The sequence below is a fragment of the Chitinophaga varians genome (assembly GCF_014529945.1).
GTDB classification, from domain to species: domain Bacteria; phylum Bacteroidota; class Bacteroidia; order Chitinophagales; family Chitinophagaceae; genus Chitinophaga; species Chitinophaga varians.
Genome location: NZ_JACVFB010000004.1, coordinates 208,204 through 234,126 on the forward strand (window position 1 = coordinate 208,204; position 25,923 = coordinate 234,126).

Annotated in this window: 19 protein-coding genes; 9 read left to right on the top strand and 10 right to left on the bottom strand. The window is 50.5% G+C overall.

Annotated features, from left to right (window positions below; genetic code table 11):
* The first annotated feature begins 30 nt into the window (after window positions 1–30).
* The gene (locus ICL55_RS21000) at window positions 31–2,391 is read left to right on the top strand and encodes an ABC transporter permease (protein WP_188100995.1); all 2,361 of its coding nucleotides are present in this window, start codon (window positions 31–33) and stop codon (window positions 2,389–2,391) included.
* A 2-nt stretch (window positions 2,392–2,393) separates the two neighbouring features.
* Here ICL55_RS21000 and ICL55_RS21005 read toward each other — a convergent pair whose 3' ends face one another.
* The 5 genes from ICL55_RS21005 to ICL55_RS21025 all read right to left on the bottom strand — a co-directional run bounded on the left by ICL55_RS21005 (window position 2,394) and on the right by ICL55_RS21025 (window position 6,750).
* Entirely contained in the window at window positions 2,394–3,083 is a 690-nt protein-coding gene (locus tag ICL55_RS21005) for an SIP domain-containing protein (RefSeq protein ID WP_188100997.1), read from the bottom strand.
* Between the two features lie 56 nt (window positions 3,084–3,139).
* Window positions 3,140–4,015, bottom strand: a complete 876-nt coding sequence (locus ICL55_RS21010; protein ID WP_188100999.1) for an AraC family transcriptional regulator — start codon at window positions 4,013–4,015, stop codon at window positions 3,140–3,142.
* A gap of 10 nt (window positions 4,016–4,025) precedes the next feature.
* Complete coding sequence (locus tag ICL55_RS21015) at window positions 4,026–4,895, bottom strand: aminoglycoside phosphotransferase family protein (protein ID WP_188101001.1); 870 nt, start codon at window positions 4,893–4,895, stop codon at window positions 4,026–4,028.
* A 61-nt stretch (window positions 4,896–4,956) separates the two neighbouring features.
* A complete protein-coding gene (locus tag ICL55_RS21020) occupies window positions 4,957–5,811 on the bottom strand; it encodes an NAD(P)-dependent oxidoreductase (protein ID WP_188101963.1) in 855 nt (284 codons plus the stop codon).
* Between the two features lie 51 nt (window positions 5,812–5,862).
* Complete coding sequence (locus ICL55_RS21025) at window positions 5,863–6,750, bottom strand: hypothetical protein (RefSeq protein ID WP_188101003.1); 888 nt, start codon at window positions 6,748–6,750, stop codon at window positions 5,863–5,865.
* A 260-nt stretch (window positions 6,751–7,010) separates the two neighbouring features.
* Here ICL55_RS21025 and ICL55_RS21030 point away from each other — a divergent pair, with 260 nt between their 5' ends.
* Both ICL55_RS21030 and ICL55_RS21035 read left to right on the top strand, forming a co-directional pair.
* Entirely contained in the window at window positions 7,011–8,327 is a 1,317-nt protein-coding gene (locus ICL55_RS21030; protein ID WP_188101005.1) for a sensor histidine kinase, read from the top strand.
* A 92-nt stretch (window positions 8,328–8,419) separates the two neighbouring features.
* On the top strand, window positions 8,420–8,977 hold the full coding sequence (locus tag ICL55_RS21035; RefSeq protein WP_188101007.1) for an RNA polymerase sigma-70 factor: 558 nt from the start codon (window positions 8,420–8,422) through the stop codon (window positions 8,975–8,977).
* Window positions 8,978–9,013: 36 nt separating this feature from the next.
* Here the strand turns inward: ICL55_RS21035 and ICL55_RS21040 are convergent, their stop codons facing one another.
* Both ICL55_RS21040 and ICL55_RS21045 read right to left on the bottom strand, forming a co-directional pair.
* Entirely contained in the window at window positions 9,014–9,547 is a 534-nt protein-coding gene (locus ICL55_RS21040) for a hypothetical protein (RefSeq protein ID WP_188101009.1), read from the bottom strand.
* Window positions 9,547–10,536, bottom strand: a complete 990-nt coding sequence (locus tag ICL55_RS21045) for an AAA family ATPase (protein WP_188101011.1) — start codon at window positions 10,534–10,536, stop codon at window positions 9,547–9,549. Before ICL55_RS21045 ends, ICL55_RS21040 begins: the two co-directional genes overlap by 1 nt.
* Window positions 10,537–10,688: 152 nt before the next feature.
* Between ICL55_RS21045 and ICL55_RS21050 the strand changes: the two genes are divergently transcribed.
* The 5 genes from ICL55_RS21050 (at window position 10,689) to ICL55_RS21070 (ending at window position 19,909) form a co-directional block, all read left to right on the top strand.
* Window positions 10,689–11,801, top strand: a complete 1,113-nt coding sequence (locus ICL55_RS21050) for a FecR family protein (protein ID WP_188101013.1) — start codon at window positions 10,689–10,691, stop codon at window positions 11,799–11,801.
* Between the two features lie 229 nt (window positions 11,802–12,030).
* A complete protein-coding gene (locus ICL55_RS21055) occupies window positions 12,031–15,465 on the top strand; it encodes a TonB-dependent receptor (RefSeq protein ID WP_188101015.1) in 3,435 nt (1,144 codons plus the stop codon).
* 18 nt (window positions 15,466–15,483) lie between these two features.
* Entirely contained in the window at window positions 15,484–17,262 is a 1,779-nt protein-coding gene (locus ICL55_RS21060) for a RagB/SusD family nutrient uptake outer membrane protein (protein WP_188101017.1), read from the top strand.
* Between the two features lie 22 nt (window positions 17,263–17,284).
* On the top strand, window positions 17,285–18,700 hold the full coding sequence (locus ICL55_RS21065; protein ID WP_188101020.1) for an arylsulfatase: 1,416 nt from the start codon (window positions 17,285–17,287) through the stop codon (window positions 18,698–18,700).
* Window positions 18,701–18,802: 102 nt separating this feature from the next.
* A complete protein-coding gene (locus tag ICL55_RS21070; protein ID WP_188101022.1) occupies window positions 18,803–19,909 on the top strand; it encodes a Gfo/Idh/MocA family protein in 1,107 nt (368 codons plus the stop codon).
* Here the strand turns inward: ICL55_RS21070 and ICL55_RS21075 are convergent, their stop codons facing one another.
* Window positions 19,910–20,803 carry a helix-turn-helix domain-containing protein gene (locus ICL55_RS21075; RefSeq protein WP_188101024.1) on the bottom strand — a complete coding sequence of 298 codons (894 nt, stop codon included), beginning with the start codon at window positions 20,801–20,803 and terminating at the stop codon, window positions 19,910–19,912.
* A gap of 132 nt (window positions 20,804–20,935) precedes the next feature.
* On the opposite strand from ICL55_RS21075, the gene ICL55_RS21080 reads away from it, so the two are divergent.
* Window positions 20,936–21,703, top strand: coding sequence for an SDR family oxidoreductase (locus ICL55_RS21080; protein WP_343067839.1), 768 nt, complete (start codon window positions 20,936–20,938; stop codon window positions 21,701–21,703).
* 512 nt (window positions 21,704–22,215) lie between these two features.
* Here the strand turns inward: ICL55_RS21080 and bglX are convergent.
* Together bglX and ICL55_RS21090 are read right to left on the bottom strand one after the other, a co-directional pair.
* The gene (gene bglX, locus ICL55_RS21085) at window positions 22,216–24,486 is read right to left on the bottom strand and encodes a beta-glucosidase BglX (RefSeq protein WP_188101026.1); all 2,271 of its coding nucleotides are present in this window, start codon (window positions 24,484–24,486) and stop codon (window positions 22,216–22,218) included.
* Between the two features lie 32 nt (window positions 24,487–24,518).
* Window positions 24,519–25,433 (bottom strand): TolB family protein, encoded by a 915-nt coding sequence (locus tag ICL55_RS21090; protein ID WP_188101967.1) that lies wholly within the window; start codon window positions 25,431–25,433, stop codon window positions 24,519–24,521.
* Window positions 25,434–25,923 lie beyond the last annotated feature (490 nt).

Genomic DNA, 25,923 nt, shown 5'->3' on the forward strand with positions numbered 1-25,923 from the left:
CCGGAAGGCGTCTGTCTAAAACCCGGTATCATGTTTAAAAGTTACTTCCTTACTACGTGGCGCAACCTGATCAAAAATAAATTTTACTCCCTGATTAACGTTGCGGGCCTGACTATAGGACTGGCGATTGGTTTGCTGATTTTGTTGTGGGTACAGGATGAACGCAGCTTCGACCGCTTTCATCAGCGGAAAGATCAGTTGTATCGCCTCGAGAACAGAGTGGGCACTGGTGTTAGTCGCCATATATGGACCGTCACCAATGCGCCCATTGGGTTGAATGCACAGGCCCGGCTGCCGGAAGTAAAAGGCGTGGTGCGCATCGCTGATAATTACGTGTATTCTTCTTTCCGGTATAACAACCAGCTGTTTCCCGCTAACAAGGCTTTCTTTGCAGATACTACGCTCTTCACCCTGTTTGATTTTCCCCTGGTTCAGGGTAATCCCGCTCAGCCCTTTACGGATCCGCATGCTGTAGTGATGACGGAAAAAGCCGCGCGTAAATATTTCGGTGATGCATCGCCACTCGGAAAGGTGATTGTGGCCAATGACAAAAGCAGTTTCACTGTCAGTGGCGTTATTCGGGACTTTCCGAAAAATTCTTCCATACAGGGGGAGCTGTTCTTTCCCATGCAGTTACTGAACGAGCTGTTCCTGGCTGGTAAGGGAAAATATGCTGACCAGGAGTGGGATGAGTATAATTTCCAGACGTATCTTTTTTTACAGCCTGGCGCTAAAACCGCTGCGCTGGCCAATCAGCTGCGCAATATACACCTGGAGCATAAGCCGGAAGATACCGATATCGAATACCTGCTGCAACCGCTGGTCAGTATGCATTTGTACAATGCAGATGGCGAAGACGATGGGATGCAGACGGTGCGGATCTTCACCATCATTGCTGTGCTGATACTGGCTATTTCTGCGATCAACTACGTCAATCTCTCCACCGCGAGGGCGGTGCTGAGGGCTAAGGAAGTGAGCGTGCGTAAAATCATCGGAGCAGCCAAACGTCAGCTGTTCATGCAGTTTGTGCTTGAAACAGCCTTCCTTTTCCTGTTGTCGCTGCTGCTGGCCCTGGTGCTGGCAGGCTCGTTGTTGCCGCTGTTTAACCGCCTGTCCGGCAAGGAACTGGTCATCGATTATATGAGCGGCCGTCTGTGGATGCTGGTAGGGATTACCGGACTGGCCACCCTGGCGGTGTCCAGCATCTATCCCGCATTGATGTTGTCATCCTTTGAACCGTTGAAGGCACTCAAAGGCGTGTTGGTAACGGGTGTGCGGAATGTTACTTTCCGCCGGATATTGGTGACAGGACAGTTCGCTATTTCTATCGGGCTTATTACGGGCACGCTGATCATTGGGCAGCAGTTGCATTTTATGCGGACACAAAATCCGGGTTATGATAAGGAGCATGTGCTGATGTGCCAGATGCCGCAGGGCAATGCCCACTATGATGCTATCCGGGAACGGATGTTACGCGAACCGGAGATCAGGAGCATGGTGAGGGCTTCCGGCAATATCGCCATGCTGGGCGTACAGTCGGGCGATAATCAGTGGGAAGGCAAAAAGAAGGGTGAGACAGTTATGGTATATCCGCTCAGCGTGGAGAAAGATTTTATTCCTTTCTTCAAAATGCAGCTGTTGGCGGGCGACAACTTCTCCGGTACACCGGCAGATTCTGTTCACTATATCCTGAATGAAACGGCTGTCAGGGAAATGGGGCTGAAGAACCCGGTGGGTCAGCGTTTCAGGCTATGGAAACGGGAAGGTACTATTGTCGGCGTTATCAAAGATTTTCATTTTGCGTCGCTCAGGGTGAAGATAGACCCGGTGGTGCTGTACTATCAGCCGGAGCGCAGTGATTTATTCCTGATGAAGACCGGAGGGCATGATGCGCCGGTGGCCATTGCTGCATTAAAGAAGATTTGGGAACAATACAGTTCGGAGATACCGTTTGAATATCATTTCATGGATGAAACATTTGACGATATTTATCGGGCCGACGGCCGTACGGGTTCGTTGTTTAACGTGTTTGCCGGTATCGCCATCTTTGTGTCCTGCCTTGGTTTGCTGGGATTAACCGCTTACACGGCGCAGGTGCGTACCCGCGAAATTGGTGTCCGGAAAGTATTGGGGGCCGGCGTGAGCGGTATTGTCCGTTTGCTTACCTGGGATTTTATCCGGTTGATACTGATCGCTAACCTGATTGCCTTACCGGTATCGTGGTGGGCTATGAGCCGGTGGCTGAACGAATTTGCTTACCGTATTCCGCTCAGCTGGACCGTCTTCCTTTTCTCCGGGGTCATAGCATTACTCATAGCGTTGTTTACGATCAGCTTTCAGTCGATAAGGGCCGCCATGGCCAATCCTGTCAGGAGTCTGAGAACAGAATAACCTTATTTCCAGAATCCCTGCGCCTGTATGTGGTCGCCGGAACATCCTTTTGCCTTTAATAATTTTCTGGCTGCCACCACCAGATGGGAGTTGCCCACGAGGTAGTATTGCCATGACGGATGCAACACCTGCTGTTCCAGTTGTGTGAGCAGTGCATCTGCATTCGGTAGTGTATCGAGCGGCAGTTCAGGGAATATTTGTGCAAACTGGTGGCGGTGTGCTTCTTCCGGTATCACTATCATGCCTGATATCCAATTGTGGGAAGCGGCCAGCTGCTGCAGCCCGTTGAAATGTCCAATCGCACTTTGATCGCCGAGCATCACGAGATGAGAGCCCTGTACTATTTTCTGGCGCGTGCCGTCTACACCGATATAGTGAAGAATGTCGCCAGGGATGAGGCTTTGCGCCCATTCAGCCCCGGGGCCTGCGTGATGCGTGTCGATGAAAAGCGTGCAGGTGCGGAGGGTCACATTCCAGCGTGCCGGCGTATAGTCGCGATAGTGATAAGGCGCCACGCGGCATTTGATATGTGGTGGTGATTGCCAGTTGTGCATGTTCACACCTGGCAGGTGAAGGTCTATTTCGCAAAAGCCGGCTGGTTCCCAATGACGAACGTCCAGCACAGATCCTTGCCGGTTAATGGTTTTCTCGAGGAACCCCATGCGGCGTTGACGTAAAGTAGTTGTTTCCATGTGCATTTATTTATCATGCAAAACAACGAACGAATCGGTGCCGGGGAAATAGACAATCAAAGGGAAAGATTGGACAAATCGCGGTATCTGGCCCGAAACGTCAGTGGCGTCTCACCTGTGAGCTTACGGAATACACGGGTGAAATAGGTGTGATCTTCAAAGCCGGTGCGGAAAGCAATCTCTTTGGTGGTAAGGTCTGTGTAGTAAAGCAGGCGTTTGGCTTCCAGTAAGGACTCCTGCTGTATCCAGTGGCTGACGGGGAAACCGGTATGTCCTTTCACCACTTCGTTGAGATAGGAAAGGGAGAGGTTCATTCTGTCGGCATAGGCAGCGGGGCCTTTTAGTGTCAGAAAATGTTCCTTCACCAGTTCTTTGAACTGCCGGGTGATGATAGCAGCGCGGTCTGTCTGCTGCTGGCTGTTGTTGTTGGCTTGCAGGAAGGCGGAGGCCACCATGCCGATGTAGGCGTCGATCAGGGAGTGCAGCACTTTCCGTTGCAGTGGATCGCTGTTGGATTGCTGGTCGTACTGCAATACCAGTTGCAGGCATTGGGCGAAAGCGCTGATATCATCCATCGGGATGCATTGCTGTTGGCCTTTGGCGTTTTCCAGGATGTTGCGCCAGGTGTCCTGCACCAACGGAATGTCTACGGCGAGAAACCAGCCCTGCGCGGTGCCGTTATCGGTATAGTGATGTACCTGTCCGGGTGCGACGAATCCGATGCCCTTGCCGGTGGGGCGATGGAGCGCAAAGTCGATCATGAGCTCCATGCTGCCGCTGTCCTGAAGGAAAAAGACGAAGTAGTCATCGCGGTGTGGTTCCAGGGTGTCGAGTGTACCGGGTTGTATCTGGGTGTATTTTATCTCGATCCCGTTACCGAAATCGGCTTTATGGAGCGGTACCTGTTGTTTCTTTTGTTGTTTGCCGGGCATAGTATTTTATTTAGGATGACAGGAGCGCATAGGCTGTTTCGGCCGTTCGGAGGGCGATGGTAGCGTCTTCACCGGCGCTGAGGCTCCAGGCGGCGGAGAGACCGCCGTAGGCGATGATCCACCGCAGCAGCCGGGAAGGTTCTATACGGGCCGCTGTGCTGACTACCGCTACCTGTTCCGCGAGCCGTCCTGGTGCACCGGAAATTTCCTGATCAGGATTACAGAAGATGTTGGCGTAATCATAGCCCCGGTCGCCCAGCAATCCTTTCGGGTCGATGGCGAGCCATCCTCTGGGGCCGCCGTCCAGCACGTTGCCATGATGAAGATCGCCATGCAGGATGCCTGTTTCCTGTTGATGACGAAGCAGATCGTGTGCAATCAGATTAGCATCTCCCAGGATACCGCCGTACTGATCTGCTGCCGGGGGCAGTGCTTCAAACCATTTCTCCAGCGGTACCAGTTGAGCCGGTGGCGGGGTATTACGCGGAGCATGGAGCAGATCGGCCACTTCGCAGATAATACGGCTGGCGGTGGCATCGTGGCCGTTGTGTGCCATGGCTGCCAGTACCGGCGTGCTGTTGATGCGTTCGAGCAACAGAGCGGGGCCGTCCTGCTGAAACACCCGGGCAGCGCCGGTACCGTTCCAGTAGGCCATCAATAGTCCGCCGCGTTGTTCTTCCGCTTCGAGGGCTATTTTCAGCATGGCAGGTTGTTGCTGGTAGATAACCGGTTGGAGCCAGCAGGCGTAGGTTTTGAATGGCTTACCGTCAGGTTCCAGTTGCCATTGCAGCAAATAATGTTTCCGTTGTTGATCACCGGCCCTGAAAGCAGCTGCTGTTCTCCATTCCTGCACGGGGGCGGTGTGGTGATGTTTGGACATCGGTTGAAAGGAGATCGTTGTTAAAAAAAAGTCCCTCCGGCTGGCGGAGGGACAGCCGGTGTTATGCCGGGATATTATCTTTCGCGATGACGGTCCAGTCTTCGCTGCCGTGGCCTTTGGCGATCCAGCGGTCCATTTCTTCCGCGATGGCCGGGATCACTGCGAGATGTGTTCCGTTTTCAGCGGCAGCGTTGATGAACAGCTGGGTGTCTTTGCGGGACATGTTCAGTTCCCAGGATGGCTCGTTGTATGTGCCGGCGGTCAGGCGTTTGAGCCTCGGCACTACCTGTGCGCCAGGGTTCCAGGCGTTGAACAACGCATATACTTCATCCTGCTTTATGTTGAGCGCTTTGCAGAGCGACAGCATATCAGAGAGGCCTGCAGTGAAGGTCACCAGGAACAGGTTGCCCATCAATTTAATGGCGGCGGCTTTTCCTGGCTCAGGGCCGAAGTTGAGCACTTTGCCGGTGAATGGTGCCAGCTCCGGTTCCAACCGGCTAATCAGTTCCTGATCGCCTGAAACGAGGATGTTACCGGTACCTTCCAGTGCATTGGCAGGACCCATGAACACAGGCGCATGCTGATAAACAAAGCCACGTTCTTTCCATGCCCGGGTGCGTTGTGCGGCGCCTTCGGCAGAGGTGGTGGTATGATCTATAATAATGGCGCCGGGCTTTAGTCCGGCACTGGCGGCGGCTAATACTTCATCTACAGACGCATCATCTTTCAGGGTAAGATAAATCCTGTCTGCTCCCTTTACGGCATCTGCCGCATTTTCAAATGCTTTGGCGCCGTATGCTTCCATTGCTTGCGCACGGGAGGCGGTGCGGTTCCATACCTGTACCTGCAGCCCTTTACCAATCATTGCCCTGACAAAGTTGGATCCCAGCAGGCCCATACCTAAAAATGCTACCATCATGTTGAATTTTTGGCAAAGGTAGGAAAGAGTGAGAATATGCTTTGGTATCTACAACGTCATCAGCTGCATGAAGGCAGCAGTACTGTTTTTGTTCTCCCGCGCAGCATGCAGTTCGTTGAGGTAGGGAAACGTGTGGATATTATATCGGAAAGCGGGCAACTTGTGGTTGAACTTCTTTTCAAGGTATTGATTTAGTTCCGCGTCTGTTTTATGTCCTTCTATATAATCCGTCAGAAAATAGTACAGGCTTTTGTATTCTTTTTCCAGCAGCAGATGCAGGGCGATGACAAATGCGCCATAGGTAATATCATTACTACGGGCAATGATACTGCCGGCTTTCTCATAGAAAGCAGTGTCCAGCTGTTGATAATGCAGTGGTAAAAATATCAGGCAGAAATATTCGATGTTGGTGTTTTCAAAAACGCCACCGGTAGTTTCTCCGCCGTCCATATTATGCCAGGTGGCCCATTCCATGAATTCGTTGAGCGGCTGCCTGCCGGCCAGCAGCTCTTCCAGCTGATGTACCAGTCCTGATACGGTAGGCGCAGTGTCCCGGGCGTATTGTTTATAGTCCTGCCACTCGAAGAAGTAGTCCGACTGGTGGTTTTCCAGCGCTGTTTCAAAAAGCGACACGGGGTCGGTGAATCCTGCTTCATAGGGTTCCGGCTCCAGTTCTTCTTCCAGGTGGGTAATCAGTTCCCGGGTGGTCAGTGTTCCCTGAAACCAGCGGATGATCATATCGTGAAAAAACGGGTATTCTTTTCCCGGGATATTCATGGTAAACAGGTTTATGGATGCTAATGTACGAAAGAAGTGATTACAGGATGAGTTCGCGGGCTTCGGCGCCTGCCAGGGCTTTTCATTGCCTATCAACGCGCTCCTGCTATATGTTTCACAGGTATTAACGTAATCGCCTGCCTCATAATGTTGTAACATAGGAAAACGTATTCATGAGCAATTTAAATTATTTCCTGCCGAAAAAATGTTGTTTCTCACGCTTTGCAGGTATCAGGTTTGGACGGCCGCGGTTGCATTTATCATCTTCATATATGCCCTGTATTTTAAATACGAATTAATTAAATTTATATATTTCATTATTCCTATGCTTTTAGGAGAAGATAAAAACGGGAAAACTCCCCTAAATCTTTGGCAGCCATGAATTATTTTTGCGACTCCTTTTGAGATATAATCATACCATGATCTTTAGGAAAATCGCACACTACTGGAACGCTGTGGTTAACACAGGAATACATCCCGGCTTGTCTTTCATTGAAACGAGAAGGACTAAGTTGATGAACATCGTAGCTATTCCCGGAGTTGTACTGACCTTATATTTCTGTGTCCTTAACCTGGTACAGCATCGTCCTTTGCTGGCGCTGGTGAACTTTATCCATACCCTGGCAGATGTGCTGATCCTGTACCTGAATAAAAAACGGCGTTATCTGGAGGCGCGGGCCGCAGTCCTTGTATTCGCCTTGCTGCTGTATGGCATTTCCGGGTTCTTTTTCCGAAATGGCGTGGAGTTTTACCTCATTCTTATACTGGTGCTCATCTATCTTATTTATGATAATAAATGGTTATTAGGTTTCCTTTCGGTATTGATCATATCTGTGATCGCGGTGGTATACTACGCCCCGGTGATATGGGACCTGAAGCCACTGGTACCTTCCGGCAGGGTACTGGCCAACCTGGTGATAGCGCTGGGCATGGTGGTCATCGCCCTGATTTATTTTAAAAGCGTACATACCGAATACCAGGAGCAGACGGAAGATCAGCGCAAAGCGCTGGATATGCTGAACCGTGATAAAGTGAAACTGTTTTCCATCATCGCACACGATATCCGTAGTCCGCTGGCCACCCTGGAAGGTTTGCTGCGGATGTTCAGCAATAACCACTACAGCGAGGCTGATATGAAGTCGGCAGCCGTGGAGCTGCACCTGAAAGTATCGCAGCTGGGCGAAACACTCAATAACCTCCTGCGCTGGACAGCCGGACAAATGAAAGGTCTTCATACCGAGCCGTCAGATGTACTGCTGGCGCCCCTTGTCAAGGATGCGCTCAGCACATTTGAACCGAACATCCGTCAGAAAGGATTGAAGCTGGATCTATCTGTAGATGACCATACGCCGGTATATGTAGACACCAATCAGCTGATGATCGTGTTACGTAACCTGATCAGCAACGCCATTAAATTCAGTCACCAGGAAGGAACGATTACCATCAGCGCTTCCTCCGGCGATAAAAATGTATGCCTGAGCGTGAGCGATCAGGGTGTAGGCATGGACCGCGAACGGCAGGAAACGCTGTTCTCTTTCGGCTATAAACCCAGCTATGGCACCGCCGGCGAGCGCGGCTCCGGGATTGGCCTGGTGCTGTGCGCCGAATTTATCCGACAGAACAATGGCGAAATAGACGTGGAAAGCGCACCGGGAAAAGGCACCACCTTCCGGTTAACATTGCCCGCAGGAGAGGTAAAGACCCCCGAAGAAATAGAAGAGGAGTGGTGGGCATAAATACCACTCCTCCAACTTTGCATGATACTGGGTTTGATGAAATATTTTCATAGCTTTGTTTTCAAGGCTAAACATTTTCATCAACCAAACCAATGCCCGCTTACTACGTATACGAGGACAGTGAACTGCTTGACTTCATGAAGTCGGGCAATGAAGCTGCGTTTGATGAAATTTACCGCCGACACTGGCACAGCCTCTACCACAGTGCCTATTACCTGCTACAGGATGAAGCTCCCGCCATGGACATTGTACAGGACGTATTCGTGTGGTTCTGGGAAAACCGCGACCACCTGGTACTGACCACCCTCCGGGGCTATCTCCTCATGGCCGTCCGTTATAAAGTAGCGAACTATTTCCGCCGACAAAAAGTACGTGCCGCCTTTGCCGCAGCATCCATCCTGCTGGCGCGTGAAGAAGGCTCCCACGAACAGGCGCTGGAACTGAAAGAGCTGAAAGCCGTGATCGCCAGCTTTACCGCCGAACTGCCCGATCGTTGCAGAGAAGTGTTCCAGTTGAGCCGCCAGGAACATTTATCTAACCGTGAAATAGCCCGTCAGTTAGGGATTTCAGAGAAGACCGTGGAAAATCAACTGACAATAGCGCTGAAGAAATTGCGTGTGAGGCTGGGGAGTATGAGTTTGTTGATGTAAGCCTGGGTTGAGAGGAACGACAAAAATTACCAGGTGTTACATTGCCTGGAGGACATTCACATCTGCCTGGTACATATTATCCTTCAGGTAGTTAATCCAATTAGCCAGTCGTATAATATTATCTGCACCTGCCTGGTGTAGCTCTCTGAATAGTTGCTTAAACCGTTCGTCTTTTTTGGTGTTAACTGATTTTGATACTTTCTTTAGCTGCTGCAGCTCTTCAGGTAAGCCAAAATTAGATAAGGAAATATTTACAGCGGCAGCACTATCCAGGATAAAACGTTCCATAGCTGGATAAATTTGAATGATATAATGATGTCGGGTGGTATTGAGGTGCCTATGGAGTATTAAGGAGCCTGTTTGACAGATTACCGAGAACTCTTTTAAATAGTCTATCTCATATTTGTCCTTATCTATAATGCCAAGTGCAAAACGATTTGAGAAATTTTCTTTCATCACTTTTGCAACTGTCCCACAACCTTTCTGATGATTGTATCGACTTACAGGAGGTACCAATGTTTCAATCAAATTTGTATCCACGAAACATTCCGGAATAACTGCTATGTCCATCAAATAAAGCTTTCACTATTAGTAAATAGATCTACACCATTTTGGAATACATCATGTAGGTCCTGATCGGATAGCTGTTTGATTTTTGTCTCATAATTTTCATAGTGAACAACAAAAACGGATAGCTCGTTTCGACCGTTCTCTAATAAATCGTTGAGTATGAATGGACTGTGAGTGGCAATGAAATATTGATTGTCAGTTTTATGAATCATTTCCTGAGTAAGCAACGTCATATATGGTGGAAATGAATGGGCCTCTGGCTCTTCGAATAGTAGAACACTTTCATCGTTTGACGCGATGGCCGCTTTGAAAAAGATGATTCGCTGTAGTGTATCCGCAATTGAGTTATATGGTATCAGAAACATACCATCTTTATCCTTGGATTGGATAACTTTAATAGTCTGGCTGCTTTTATCAAAAGCGATGTCAAGCCCATATTCTCTGAACAATGTTGTGACCTGGTCCTTAAGTTCTCCATATTGTTCGATGATGGAAAGCAGATTCGAGCCAAAAGGAGGGATCAGATATTTTGCATGTCCTTTTTCATAGACAACGTCAGCTTTGTAAATGTATCTTTTGACTGGCGGTTTAAAGTTGACATTTCTCCTTACCCCTTTGACGGTTAACTTCTCGTCAACTCTGAAAAGAGAATTGTCATCGGAAAAATCCACCCGGATTTTCAAGCCTACTTTAGGATCATAGCCCATCCTGACGCTTCCTTTATTGGTATTTATCACCGCGTCACTTTCACCATTACCATTATAGAACAGTTCGAGTTCATTTTCCAATCGGATCAAAGTATTTAATTTCTTTGACTTGTTTTCCATTAAATACGGGGTCGCAAATAATGACAGCGCTTCAATGATATTAGACTTTCCTACATTGGGGCGGCCGATGAATAAATTAATTCGCTTGAACCCTGAAAGTTCAAGATTCCGAATAGACTTAAAATTGGTTATAGATAGATAATTGATTGAATTCGACATCATAAGATAAAAGTAAACTTTTTTTTGTTCGCAGACTTGCTTTGAGTCATAGAAAATGCCCGAAATACCCTGTAATCATCGGCCTCAAAAAAAAATTTCCAACCCCTTTGGGGGATCCCCTCCATTCAGGTGCCTACTATACAGGAACGTCCTTTATGGAACAGGAATCACTACAGCGTTTATTGGAGAAAATCAGCGATGGCACTGCCACCGACGAGGAAATGGCCTCCTATCTCCGGTATTGTGACGCGGCGGAGAAAACAGGGGAAAGCACCCTGCCTCCTCCCCATACCGGTGGTGTGGAGCAGCATATGCTGGCAGCCATTCATCAGCGTACCGGTCGGCGGAAATCACGCCGCATCGTACGTTACTGGTATGCCGCAGCGGCGATGCTGACAGGTCTCATCGCGCTGGTGATGTACCTGAAGCCGGAACGGCATGCTACCAGATCGGCGCTGGCGACGGCCGTACAGCAAGACATCCCTGCCGGTACGGATAAAGCCGTGCTCACACTGGCCAATGGTAAAAAGATCACGCTGGGAACGGCTGATGATGAAGCGCTAGCGCGGCAGGCAGGACTACGGGTATACCGGAGCGACAGTGGAGAGATCGTCTACGAGGCTACCGGCGCCGGCAGCGGGTTTCATGAAATTGCTACCCCGCGCGGCGGACAATATCGCGTGGTATTACAGGACGGCAGTAAAGTATGGCTCAACGCGGCGTCTTCGCTGCGTTATCCGGCTACTTTCACCGGCAGCACCCGGACGGTGGAACTGACAGGGGAGGCCTATTTTGAAATTGCCGGCAATGCCCGCCAGCCTTTCATTGTACATACGCCATCGCAACAGGTGGAAGTACTGGGAACGCACTTTAATGTAAATGCATATGAAGAGAATGCATGCACACAAACAACATTGTTGGAAGGCCGCGTAAGGGTCAGCGCCGGCCGCAACGGGCTCATCTTACGTCCCGGAGAGCAGGCCAGCCTTTACCACCAGGGCGCCCTGTCCAAAGCACCGGCAGATGCCAATGCCGCGGTAGCCTGGAAGAACGGGTATTTTATTTTTAATGATACGTATCTCACAGAAGTATTGCAGCAGCTGTGCCGCTGGTATGATGTGGAAGCAGATCTGAAAAGCGTGCCCAATATGCATTACAACGGCGTCATTCCACGGAACGTGCCGTTGTCAAAAGCTTTGGAGATGCTGGAATTCACCGGCGGCGTAAAATTCAACGTGAACAATAATATCATCCGTGTCAGACATTAAAAAGTAAAAACAAGGAGGAAACAATTTTTCGTCAACCAAAAAAAAGACCGGCCATGCGCCAACATGACCGGTCAGAGATAAGGTAAAACAGTTACCAAACGCGTATTCAGTAAACTATTCTTTCACCTAACCAAGCAAATGTATGAATTTCAGAAATCCATACAAGGGGGTGTTTTGTCCCACCACCAGGATCCCCCGTCACCAGTACCTAACAAAATTTTTAAATGTTATGAAGCTGACGTTTCTGTTGATGACGGTCGCTTTCCTTCAGGTATCCGCTGCTGCATTTTCGCAGCAGGTAACCCTGCAACTGGAAAAAGCTTCCCTGAAAACAGTGTTCGCCGAAATCAGGCGACAGACAGGCTATGAAGTGCTGTTCAGCACGGAAATACTGGAGAAAGCCGCTCCGGTCAGTATACGCGTCAAAGATGCCTCTATCGATGAGGTGATGGCTACCGTACTGTATCATCAACCCCTGTCATACCGGGTGGAGGGGAAAATCATCCTGATTGGCAACAAAACATCCTATCCCGTTGCCATGCCGGTGATCGTAAAAATGCCGGTCAAAGGAAAGGTGACCAACGATAAAGGAGAGCCGCTGCCAGGTGTCAGCATCCTCGAAAAAGGCACTACCAACGGCACTATCACCGACGGCCAGGGTGCGTTTTCCCTCAACGTACAGGGTACCTCCTCTGTACTGGTTGTTCGTTTTATTGGGTATGCCCAACAGGAGATCAAAGCCAACGCCAATATGAACATCGTGCTGCAGGAGGACCTTTCTGCCATGAACGAAGTGGTGGTAGTCGGTTACGGCTCGCAGAAAAAAGCCAATCTCACCGGCGCTGTCAGCTCCGTGAAAATGGACGAAGTGCTGGGCGACAGGCCCGTCAGCTCCGCCTCACAGGCCTTGCAGGGCGCTGTCCCGGGGTTACAGATCACCTATGGCTCCGGACAACCCGGTACTTCCACTGCCATCAATATCCGTGGCTATACTTCCATCAACGGCGGCGAGCCGCTGGTACTGGTAGATAACGTGCCGATGGACATCGATGATGTGAACCCGAAAGACATTGACAATATCACCGTGCTCAAAGATGCGGCAGCTGCCTCTATCTATGGTGCCCGCGCCGCTTTTGGCGTAATACTGGTCACTACTAAAAAAGGAAAGAAAAACCAACCCGTTCGCTTCAATTATTCCAACAACTTTACTTTCAGTTCACCTACCACACTGCCTAAGAAAGCCAGTCCCCTCGAGCTGGTGCGCGCGCTGAAAGATTTTGGCACCAATTCCTACTGGACGGGCCAGAACGTAAATACCTGGCTGAAACTGCTGGAAGATTATCAGCAAAATCCGTCTACATACCCCGACGGCTATACGACGGTGAATGGACTCAAATATCCGCTCGCCGAAACGGACCTCTACGGAGAACTGTTCACCCGCGGCTTTGAGCAGATGCATAACTTCTCCTTCGGCGGCGGTTCTGAAAAAACAACGTTCCGCGTGTCTGGCGGTCATACCGGCGAAGATGGTATCCTCGTCACCAACAAAGACAAGTACACGCGCTATAACTTCAACGCTTTCCTCGGTACGGAGCTGACTAAAAACCTCTATGCCAGCGTCAACCTGTTCTACAAAAACAGCAACCGCACTACGCCGGCGGATTTCAACAGCCTGTTCTACAATGCCATCACCTACAGTTCGTATATACCTACCGGTTATGGTACCGCTCCCAACGGAGATGTATTGCCCTATAACACACCGAACAACGTGGTAAGAACAGAACCGGTGAACACTACTTTTGGTGACGATCTGCGCCTGTTTGGTAAATTGGAATACAATCCGCTCAATGGCTTAAAAATCACCGGAGAATATACGTACAACAAAAAAAATCAGGACGACCGCCAGATAAGAGGCAAAAATGAATATATCAACGCTGCTACTTACGATCGCCAGTTCCTGAACAACAATACCCGCTATACCCGCGCCAACGATCAGACGGTGTACCAGGCGGTAAATCTCTACGCCAGCTATACCAGAGCTTTGGGCCAGCACCATGCTACGGTGCTGATAGGCACCAACCAGGAAATCAGCAAACAGGAGAATTTTAATATCAACAGACTGGACATCCTGAGCCCGCAGGTGCCTTCGCTGTCTACTTCCACAGGCACCATCGCAGGCGGCGACGGCTTCGGTGAATACGCTATTTCCGGTTACTTCGGCCGTATCAACTACGACTATAAAAACAAATACCTCGTTGAAATAAACGGCCGTTTCGATGGCTCCAGCCGATTTGCGCCGGGGCATCGTTTTGGTTTCTTCCCCTCTGTATCTGCCGGATGGAATGTCAGCGAAGAAGCTTTTATGAAGCCACTCAGCCCTGTGTTGTCGCAATGGAAACTGCGCGGCTCCTTCGGTGAAATCGGCAATCAGGTGGTGTTTAGAAGAGATAAAAATGGTAACCGGGTCCCTAACTATTACCCCTATATTCCGGGCATGGAGCCGTACAACGCTTCCTGGACAGACCCTTCGACGAATATCCGTTATGTATCGCTGGGCATGCCTGCGCTGGTGAGCTCCGACTTTACGTGGGAAACGGTGCGTACGCTGGATTTCGGTACCGACATCAGTTTGTTCCGCGACCGCCTGAATACGTCGTTCGACTGGTTCCGTCGCAGCACCCTCAATATGCTGGCGCCAGGCGCTGAACTGCCGGCTATTCTGGGCGCTCCTGCGCCTTTGCAGAACGTCGCTGACCTGGAATCCAAAGGCTGGGAACTGCAAATGTCCTGGAAGGATAAAATACGTGCTGTTAGTTATTCCATCGGCTTCAACCTGTCGGACAGCCGCGCTTTTATTACGCGGTATAACAATCCTGCCGGCTTGTTGACCATCAATGCAAATGGTCAGCTGGACAACTTCTACACCGGACAGCAGATAGGAGAGATATGGGGTTTTGTGACCCATGGTTTTTATACGGTAGATGATTTCCAGAAAGGATCGCTGGACGCTAATCTGCAAAAAGGCACGCTGTTGCCCGGCGTACCGGGATACCGCGGCGTGCCGCAAAATCCCGGTGATATCCGTTATGAAGACCTCAACGGCGACGGTCAGGTCTTCACCGGCAATAATACATTGGCTGATCCGGGCGACCGTAAGATAATCGGTAACACGCAACGTCGCTTCCAGTTTGGCGTTTTCGGTAACGCCTCCTGGAATAATTTCGATTTTTCTTTCTTTCTGCAGGGTGTTGGTAAAAGAGACCTGTGGCTGAGTAACCAGCTGTACTGGCCTTATCTCAACCAGTTTGGTACCATGTATAAACACAACCTCGACTACTGGACACCTGCCAATCCGAATGGTTTTTATCCGCGCGGATATCCTGACGGCGCCGGTAATGCAGATAAAAGCCGCTTTGTACAGACTAAGTATTTATCTAATGGCGCTTATCTGCGGGTGAAAAACATTACGCTGGGATATACCGTGCCGAAGCCCCTGCTGAAACGTATCTTCATCGATAATATTCGTGTATTCGTGAGCGGTGAAAACCTCTTCACCTTCGATCATCTGCCGGACGGTATGGAAGCCGATGCCAGCATCGTGAGCGATGGCGGTATCTATCCTTTCCTGAAGAAATACAGCTTCGGTCTTAATGTTAATTTCTAACCAGCAAAACAAATCAGTATGAACCGTATTCAACATATTGTTTCCATTGCTGCCGCAGTCTTGTTGCTGCACAGCTGCCAGGGCCGGCTGGACCTGCAACCGAAAGACCAGCTTACCGAAAAAACGACGTTTACACAATACGATAATATCAAAGCATACGCATGGCAGTTTTATGAAGTGTTTCCCGGCTATGCTCCCGCGAGTGTAAATAAGGAGTATGACGCAGATCTGTTTCTGAATGCCAACCCCAGCGGGGAATCCAACTGGATCTGGCAGCGTATCACCATCCCTTCTGCATCCGATGATTATAAAGATCCTTATGCGAGGATCCGGGCAGTGAACATCATGCTGGATAACCTGGACCAGTCGCCTATCTCCACCTCGGATAAAGATCACTGGCGTAGTGTGGGATATTTTTTCAGGGCTTACAGTTATGCTAACCTCGTGAATAAATACGGTGATGTGCAGTGGGTAGAAAAAGCTTTGTCAGACGGTGATGCAGACCTGCTCTATGGCAAACGTACGCCGCGTGCGGAGGTGACACAGAAAATCCTTGATCAGCTATTATGGGCTGAAGCGCATATCAAACCCGCGGGCGATGGTCCCAACACCATCAACGTAAATGTGGTACGGGCGCTGATCTCCCGCTTTGGGCTGACGGAAGGCACCTGGCGTAAGTATCATCAGCTGGGCGATCCGCTGCCTTACCTGCGGGCCAGCGCAGACGCTGCCGCTAAACTGGTGAAAGACTTCCCACTCCTGAATCCTAACTATGACCTGGATTTCAACAGCGAATCATTGGCAGGGGTGCCGGGTATCCTGTTATATAAACAGTATGATCAGACGCAGGTGTATCATTCACTCGCATCGCTGGGACGTAACTCTGCCGGCCGCTGGGACCTTACGAAAAAGGCTGTTGACATGTACCTGATGACCGACGGACAGACACGTTGGAGCAGCCCGCTCTTTGCCGGTGATAAATCACCGTACACCGAATTCCGTAACCGCGATAAACGTTTATACTTCACCGTGCCGCCACCGTTTAAAGTGCTGGTAAACCACCCGAGCATGAACTGGCAGCCTACCCCTAATCCGGCAGATCAGGAGTATTTCCCGGTGATGGCCGCTATCTCCGGCCCAAAAAATAAGACGTTGCCTACGCTCAACTGGCAGGGGCTTGTTGTACGTCAGGAGCCGCATTTTGTAGATGATAACCAGGGACAGCCTTTTAACGTAACGTATACCGGTTACCGTTTCTATAAATTCAGCAATAAAATCCAGATGGTACAAAACCTGGACGTGAACGATGCGCCCATCTTCCGGATGGGAGAGGTGATGATCAACTATGCCGAAGCCAAATATGAGCTGGCCGAGTTTGATCAGAGTATCGTGGAGCAGACGATCAATAAACTGCGTGCGCGTGGTGGCGTAGCGCCATTGCAGCTGGCAGCCATCCCTGACGATCCTACCCGTGATCCAACGGTGACGCCTATACTCTGGGAAATCCGCCGTGAAAGAGCCATCGAACTGATGGGTGAGTCTTTCCGTTTTGATGACCTGCGCCGCTGGAAGAAAATGGATTATGCCGTGCAACAGAAGTTAGGCCGGTGGATCAAAAAAGGCGCCGATGTATCCGCCACGGCACCTATTCCCATTCAGGACGGCGCTACAGAAGGATATATCGCCTATGAGAAAGTGCCGCCCGCACCTTTCCCCGACTATTATTATCTTTATCCGATTCCATCCAATCAAACGGTGCTGAACCCTGGTCTGGTGCAGAACCCGGGATGGAAATAACCCGTAAAAAATGAACGTGATGATGAAAAAAATTGTTCTTCCGCTCCTGTCATTTTTGTTACTGACAGGCGTGTCCATGCAGGCGCAGCAGCGTCCGAACATCGTGTTTATCCTCGCAGATGATCTGGGGTATGGCGATCTGGGCGTATATGGCCAGCAGAAAATCAAAACGCCCAATATCGACCGGCTGGCCCGTCAGGGGATGATGTTCACCCGCTTCTATGCCGGTACGTCCGTATGTGCGCCGTCCCGTTCCTCGTTGTTGACCGGGCAGCATACCGGCCACACTTACGTACGCGGCAATAAGGAAATACAGCCTGAAGGCCAGGAACCGTTGGCAGATACCGTGCAGAGTTATGCTAAGATGCTGCAACAGGCCGGCTACGTCACCGGCGCGTTTGGTAAGTGGGGACTCGGTATGGTAGGCACTTCCGGCGCTCCTGATAAAAAAGGGTTCGATGTGTTTTACGGATATAACTGTCAGCGGCAGTCGCACCGTTATTATCCCACGCATCTGTGGAGCAACGATACCCGCATTGATCTGGAAGGTAATGACCTGAAGCAGAAAAAAGTATATGCGCCGGAGTTAATACAGCAACAAACGCTGGCCTTCATCGAAAACAACCGCAGCAAGCCATTCTTCCTGTTTGTACCGTCCATTCTGCCGCATGCGGAATTATCCGGGCCGGATGATCAGTACTACAAACAATATGAAAATGCGTTTCCGGAGAAACCGCACAAAGGCAACGATTACGGCCCGGGCGCGTTGGTACCGGGGTACGCTTCCGTTGAAAAGCCGCATGCCACCTACGCCGCTATGGTCAGCCGTCTGGACGCCTATGTAGGTCAGATCCTCGATAAACTGGACCAGTTGGGGCTTACACAAAATACCATCGTTATTTTTAGCAGTGACAACGGCGCGCACCGCGAAGGCGGCGCTGACCCGGTGTTTTTCAACAGCACGGCCGGTCTGCGTGGCTTCAAACGTGATCTGTATGAAGGTGGTATCCGTACGCCTTTCATCGTGAAATGGCCTGGCAAAGTGAAGTCCGGTAGCCGCAACACTTTTATGGGCGCGTTCTGGGACCTGATGCCTACATTCACGGATATCGTCGGAGCGCCTAAGCCACCGTACACCGATGGTGTTTCCCTGGTGCCTACCCTCACCGGAAAAGGTAAGCAGGCGCAGCATCCTTATCTCTATTGGGAGTTTCATGAAGACAATGGCACACAGGCTGTACGGAAGGGGAAATGGAAAGGTTTCCGCAAAGGTGTATCGAAAGATGCCCACGCGCAGCTGGAGTTGTATGATCTCGACAAAGACCCGACAGAAAAGCATGATATCGCATCATCTCACCCTGATATCGTCAAAAAAATAGAAGGGTATATGCAGGAAGCGCATATCGAAAGTCCGGTATTCCCGCTGATCAAACAATAAAAAAATCATCAGAGAGATAAAACAGCCAGCTCATTCATGGGCTGGCTGTTTGCATAAACGGGTATTTTTTTGTAGTATTAACTACGTTTAAAATTCCCGTTTATGCATACACGCCGTAATTTTCTGCAACAGGTGGCGGCCGCCACCATGGCTATTCCGCTATCATCGCTTGCCAGCCTGGCTTCCGTGCCGCGCCGCGAGGGGCAGGTGCTCAGAGTGGCCCTGATGGGATTGGGGGGCTACGCCAATCGTGTGGCAGAAGCCATGCAGTCCTGTACAAAAGCAAAGCTCACCGGTATTGTCAGTGGCACTCCCGCCAAAATAAAAGACTGGCAAAATAAATACGGCATCCCCGAAAAGAACTGTTACAGTTACGATACTTTTGATCAGATCAAAAATAATCCTGACATCGATGTGGTGTATGTCACCACACCGAATGCTTTGCACCACAACAATGTGATACGGGCCGCTGCTGCCGGTAAACATGTGATCTGCGAAAAGCCGATGGCGCTCAATGCCAAAGAAGGCCGGGAAATGATCGCCGCCTGTAAGAAGGCTGGAGTGCAGCTGTTGGTAGGATACCGCATGCATTTTGAACCCAAAACGCTGGAGGTAATCCGTATGCGTAACAATGGCGAGTTCGGGAAAATCATGTTCTTTCAGGGGCAGTGTGGTTTTCGTATAGGCGACCCTACGCAGTGGCGGCTTAATAAAGCGCTGGCCGGAGGTGGTTCCCTGATGGACATCGGTATTTACGCGCTCAACGGCGCCCGTTATATGGTGGGGGCGGACCCCGTATGGGTGACCGCGCAGGAGACAAAAACTGATCCGGTGAAATTTAAAGAGGGCGTGGATGAAACAATACAGTTTCAGCTGGGATTTCCGGATGGTACCGTGGCTTCCTGTTTGTCGACCTACAATATGAATAACCTCGATCGCTTCTTTTTAAATGGGGAGAAGGGTTTTGCCGAACTGCAACCCTCTACCGGCTACGGTCCTATCCGCGGACGTACGCACAAAGGGGAACTCACGCAGCCGCATAAGACGCACCAGACGGTGCAGATGGATGAGATGGCAGGCATCCTGCTGGAAGACAAACAGCCGCTGGTGCCGGTCAATGGCGAAGAAGCGCTGAAAGACCTGCAGATCATTGATGCTATTTATCAGGCGGTAAAAACAGGCCGTAAAGTAGACCTGCATCTGGGGTAGCTATCCTCTGAAGGTATTAGGCGCCACAGCTGTTTGTTTGCGGAAGAAATTGGAGAAGTGCGCCAGTTCTTCAAAGCCGAGGCTGTAAGCGATCTCGGAGATGCTCCAGTCTGTTTGTTTCAGCAGGATTTTAGCTTCCTGTAGTATCCGGTTGCTGATCAGTTCTGTCGTGGTTTTTCCCGTCTGGTCCTTTAATACTTTATTGAGATGATTAACGTGTACCGCCAGTTGTCCGGCGTAGTCTTTCGCCGTGCGCAGGCCGACCCTGTGTTGCGGAGAGGTCACCGGAAACTGCCGTTCCAGTAGCTCTATAAAGAGGGACGACACCCTTGCCGCCGCATTGTGTGATGGGTTCAGGATGCTGACGGGCTGCAGTTTCTGGCCGTAGTGGATGAGTTCCATGACATAGTTGCGCAGCAGGTCGTATTTATAGAAATAATCAGAAGCCAGTTCTTTTTGCATTTTTCTGAAGATGGCCAGTATTTCGGCGGCCTCTTCATCGGACACCTGGAATACCGGCACGCCTCCCGGACGGTAGATCGGCAGTTCTTCCAGTATAACGCCGCTTTTCATGCGGGTGAGGAATTCATCATTAAAAATACAGAAGCAGCCGCCCTGTTCTTCATCCAGCGGTACCCAGTTGTAGGGTATACGTGGGGTGGCAAACAGCAGCGCGTTTTTCTCCACCGGGATGACCTTGTCCGCATATTCAGCACGGTTCTTTCCGCTGATGAGGCTGATTTTGTAGTAGGTGCGCCGGTTGTAGGGCATCGTACTTTGTTTGCTGACCTCGGCGGTATTAAATACATTAAAGTGGCCTATCTCCCTGTGGGCATCTGAGGGTTGCTGTTTTTCTGTTTCCCGGTAGAAATCTTCCAGTGTACTAATATCCATGATGATGTCGGATTTGTAGTACCCAAAGGTACGAAAAGCGGGCTGATTTGAATTTTGCAAAGAATGGATTGATGCACACAACCAGTCGCAACAATAGCGCACCTACCTTTGTAATATCAAAAACAAATTTCAATGATGGCATCTCATAAAAAAATAGCATTGGTAACCGGCGGTAGCCGTGGACTGGGAAGAAATATGGCCCTGCGTATCGCTGAAAAAGGAATCGACGTGGTAATCACTTATCATAGCCGGAAAGACGAAGCCGATACGGTGATCAAGGCCATTGAAGAGAAAGGCGGTAAAGCCGCAGCGCTTCAACTGGACGCTGGCAATATCAAAAGTTTTCCGGATTTTTTTCAACGGCTGAAGGGTGTGTTGGACGATACTTTCCATACAGATCATTTTGATTTTCTGGTGAACAACGCAGGAACTGCACTGTATAAACCGTTTGCAGAAACGACCGAGGAGGAATTTGACACGGTGATGAACATTCACTACAAAGGTGTTTTCTTTCTGACGCAGCAGGCGTTGGCGTTGCTGAATGATGGCGGCCGCATTATCAATATCTCCTCCGGTCTGGCGCGGTTTGCCTATGCTGGCAGTTCCGCTTATGGTTCCATGAAGAGCGCCATTGATACGTTGACAAGGTATCTGGCCAAGGAGCTGGGTCCTCGTCGTATAGGTGCTAACGTAGTAGCCCCCGGCGCTATCGAAACAGATTTCGGTCATGGTCATGTAAGGGATAATCCTGAAACCAATAAAGCCATTGCAGACGCCACAGCACTGGGGCGTGTAGGATTGCCGGAGGATATTGGCGGGGTGGTTGCTTTTCTGTTGACAGAAGAAGGTCGTTGGATCAATGGTCAGCGGATAGAGGTATCCGGTGGTATACATCTGTAACCCTGATCGGCTTTGATTGCCGCTGACGTTCCTGATGAAGGACAGTAGTAATGATAACGAAACAGCCATGGAGGCGACTCCATGGCTGTTTTTATTTTTTCTGTTTTTTGTGTGATTTTTTTTCTTTTCCTGCGAATAATATCACAGGGAGATGTTTTGATCTCGACCTGATTTTGTGACCTGATCTTGTGAGCCGATCCTGTGACCTGATCTTGTGACCTGATCTTGTGACTTGATCTTGTGACCTGATCTTGTGACCCGATCTTGTGACCCGATCTCGTAACCGGATCTCGTGACCTGATCTCGTGACCTGATCTCGTAACCTGATCTCGTAACCTGATCTCGTGACCTGATCTCGTGACCTGATCTCGTAACCTGATCTCGTAACCTGATCTCGTAACCTGATCTCGTAACCTGATCTCGTGACCTCAACATCTTAGCCCAGGGCTTCAGCCCTGGGACTGGGCAATTCGCCCCCCCAACAACGTCGCGTCACGTTGTCGCTACGGAAACTATTTTCCCCATGTGATCGTTGCCGATTTCGTCTCCGCAGAATTGGTACCCATGCGGATGATGAACTCGCCGGGTTCCCAGACGTATTGCAGGTCGCTGTTATAGAACTTCAGGTTCTCGGTAGAGATGTTGAAGCTGACTTCCTTGCTTTCGCCGGGTTGCAGGGATATCTTGCGGAAACCGATGAGGTCCTGCACCGAGCGGGTAACGGAGGCTACGGGGTCGGTGAGGTAGAGCTGTACTACTTCTTCCCCGGTGTATTTGCCGGTGTTGGTAACGGTAACGCTGGCGGTAATGGTTTCATTGCCGACAGGTTTTTGTTTGCTCACTTTTACGTCGCTGTAGGAGAAGGTGGTATAGCTGAGGCCATAGCCGAAGGGATACAGCGGTGTATTGGGCACATCGAGGTAATCGGATTTAAACTTCTGGAATGCGGTGCCTTCCAGTGGGCGGCCGGTATGTTTGTGATTATAGAATACCGGTATCTGGCCCACATTGCGGGGGAAGCTGGCGGTGATTTTTCCGGAAGGGTTGTAGCGGCCAAACAGTACATCGGCGATGGCGTTACCTGCTTCGGTGCCGGGGAACCAGGTATCGAGGATGGCGGTTACGTTGGCATCTTCCCAGGAGATGGTCATCGGGCGTCCGTTCATGAGTACGAGGACCACTGGTTTGCCGCTTTTAACGAGTGCTTTGAGCAGGGTGCGTTGACTTTCGGGGATGTCGAGGTTACTGCGGCTGGCGCTTTCACCGCTCATTTCGGAAGCTTCGCCTAATACCGCTACCACCACATCGGCTTTCTGGACAACGTTGAAGGCTTCGTGCAGTAGCTGGTCAGGGCTGCGGCTGTCTATTTCAGCGCGGGGGCCGAAGACGTTTACATTTTTGGCGAGGGTGGTATCATCGGTGAGGTTGGCGCCTTTGGCGTACAGGATTTTCACGCTGTCGCCCACTACGTTACGGATACCTTCGCGGACAGTAACAGCCTGTTGCAGGTCACCGGATACAGCCCAGGTGCCCAGCATATTGTTTTTACTGTCAGCCAGCGGGCCTACGAGGGCAATGGTGCCTTTGGCGGCCAGGGGCAGCGTTTGCCGGTCATTTTTCAGCAGCACGAAGGAGCGGGCGGCTATCTCGCGGGCAGCGGCCCTGTTGGCAGGCGTAAGGATATCTTTGGCTACGCGGTCTTCCCGGATATAGCGGTAAGGATCATCGAAGAGGCCCAGTTTGTATTTGGTTTCCAGTACGCGGCGGCAGGCGTTGTTGATGTCCTGCAGGGTCACTTTACCTTCCTGTAATGATTTTTTCAGGGTGGTCAGGAAGCCTTCGCCTACCATGTCCATGTCCAGACCGGCTTTGAGGGCGAGGGCTGATACGGCTTGCAGGTCACCGAGGCCATGGGCGATCATTTCATTCACGGCGGTATAGTCGCTCACCACCAGTCCTTTAAAGCCCCATTGTTTGCGGAGCAGGTCTGTCAGCAGCCATTTGTTGCCGGTAGCGGGTACGGCGTCCACATCATTGAAGGAGGTCATGATGCTGCCTACGCCGGCGTCGATGGCGGCTTTATAGGGAGGAAGGTAATACTGGAACATTTTGATGCGGCTCATGTCTACGGAGTTGTAGTCGCGACCGCCTTCCGCAGCGCCATAGAGGGCGAAGTGTTTGACACAGGCCATAAGGGTATTGCCCTGGCTGTAGTCTTTGCCCTGATAGCCTCTTACCATGGCTTCGGCAATGCGGGAGCCCAGATAGGGGTCTTCACCGGAACCTTCGGCGATGCGGCCCCATCTGGGATCGCGGGCGATGTCCACCATGGGGGAGTAGGCCCAGGAGAGACCGTCGGCGGTGCCTTCCAGTGCCGCGATGCGGGCGCTGCGTTCAATCAGCCCCATATCCCAGGAGGCGGAGAGGCCCAGCGGAATAGGGAAGATGGTTTTATGTCCGTGGATAATGTCCAGCCCGAAAATCAACGGGATATGCAGGCGGGAGTTTTTAACAGCGATGTCTTGTATTTTGCGGATTTTTTCCGGGCCGGTGATGCCAAAGAGGCCACCTACGTTGCCTTTGCGGATATTGTCATCCACGCCCTGGCTGACGACCGAGCCGGTAACGGTACCGCCGCCTGGCACGACCAGGTTGAGCTGACCGATTTTTTCTTCTAAAGTCATTTTGCCCATCAGGGTGTTGACAAAGGCATTCATTTTGGCATCCTGTGCTTGTGTTTCCGTGGTGACTACCAGTAGTAGTCCGATTAGTAGCTTCTTCATCTCGTGTATTTTAAGGCCCGTTGGCGGGGCATTCAGGGTATCCGATAAGATACAAAGGCGAGTCGCCGGCCGTCGGGAGACCACGAAGGTACATTGATTGTGCCTTGTCCCCCAAAGAAAACCGGCGTTAAATCCCGGACGGTCTGACTAACGATATCGAGCAAACGAAGCTGCACGTTCTTCCCAAAAGGATGCTCCTGCTGCTGGTCCTCCATGAAACTCAGGAATACGACCAGGTTGCCGGTAGGCGACGGATGCGGGAACCAGTTGGCATAGCGGTCGTCAGTGAGTTGTTCCGGTTCGCTGCCATCTGCCTTCATCCGCCAGATCTGCATCCGGCCGGTACGGAAGGAGTTGAAATAGATGTACTGGCCATCGGGGGAGTAGTCCGGGCCGTCATCCAGCCCTTTTTCGCGGGTAAGCCTTTTTTCAGGGCCGCCGTCAGCCGATACGGTGTAGATATCGAAATCGCCGTTACGCTGCCCTACAAAAGCCAGCGTTTTACCGTTGGGACTCCAGCCATGCCAGTAGGAGGGCGACTGGTGCGTGAGCTGTCGCAGCGGGCCACCTTCAACGGGAGCGGTGAAAATATGGGAACTGTTATCGCCACTGCTGATGGCGAGCTGTGAGCCGTCAGGAGAGAAACCATGGTCATTGTTGGCCTGCAAAGTGCTGTCAAAGGGCAACTCGTCTGTGACCCGGTCGTTTAACCAGTAGCGGTATAACCTGCCTTTTTTGTTGAACAGGAGGTAGCGGCCGTCTTTTGACCAGTTAGGTGCTTCCAGCAGGGCGGGCTCGGAATACACCACGGTCCGTTTGCCGGTAGTTACGTCAATGATTTCAAGGCTACTCTGTACACCGGCCGGGGCCTGTGCCTGACAGTGACCGGCATAAAGCAAAAAGGCAGCGATGCTCGTCAGCGTAGGTAGCAGTAGTATACGTGTCATCATATGTGTAGTGTGCAGACCAGGGTTTCAGGAGAAGAGAGATCGTCTACAGGGGAAGGGCTTTACTATCGTTTGGTGTTCTCGTATAGGAAAGATAAAAAGTCTTTTTGATATGTGAAGCGGAAATTGTTGTTTGTTTTTTTTTTGTATAAACCAATGGATTGAAACCCAAGGTGGCCTCTTTGTGTAAAATCACTTTGAGTAAAACCAAAGTATAGCTACTTTGTAAATCGGTTACAAATACTGCTTTGAGCAAAATAAAGTGTATCGTATTGGCTGGTGTAAATCAGTAGCAAGCGCTGCTTTGAGTAAAATAGCGTATATGGTATTGGTTGGTGTAAATCAGTTACAGGCGCTGCTTTGAGTAAAATAGCGTATATGGTATTGGTTGGTGTAAATCAGTTACAAGCGCTGCTTTAAGTAAAATTAAATATTTAGCGGTGATTGGTGTAAATCAATTGCTGGTGTTGCTTTGAGTAAAATCAAATGT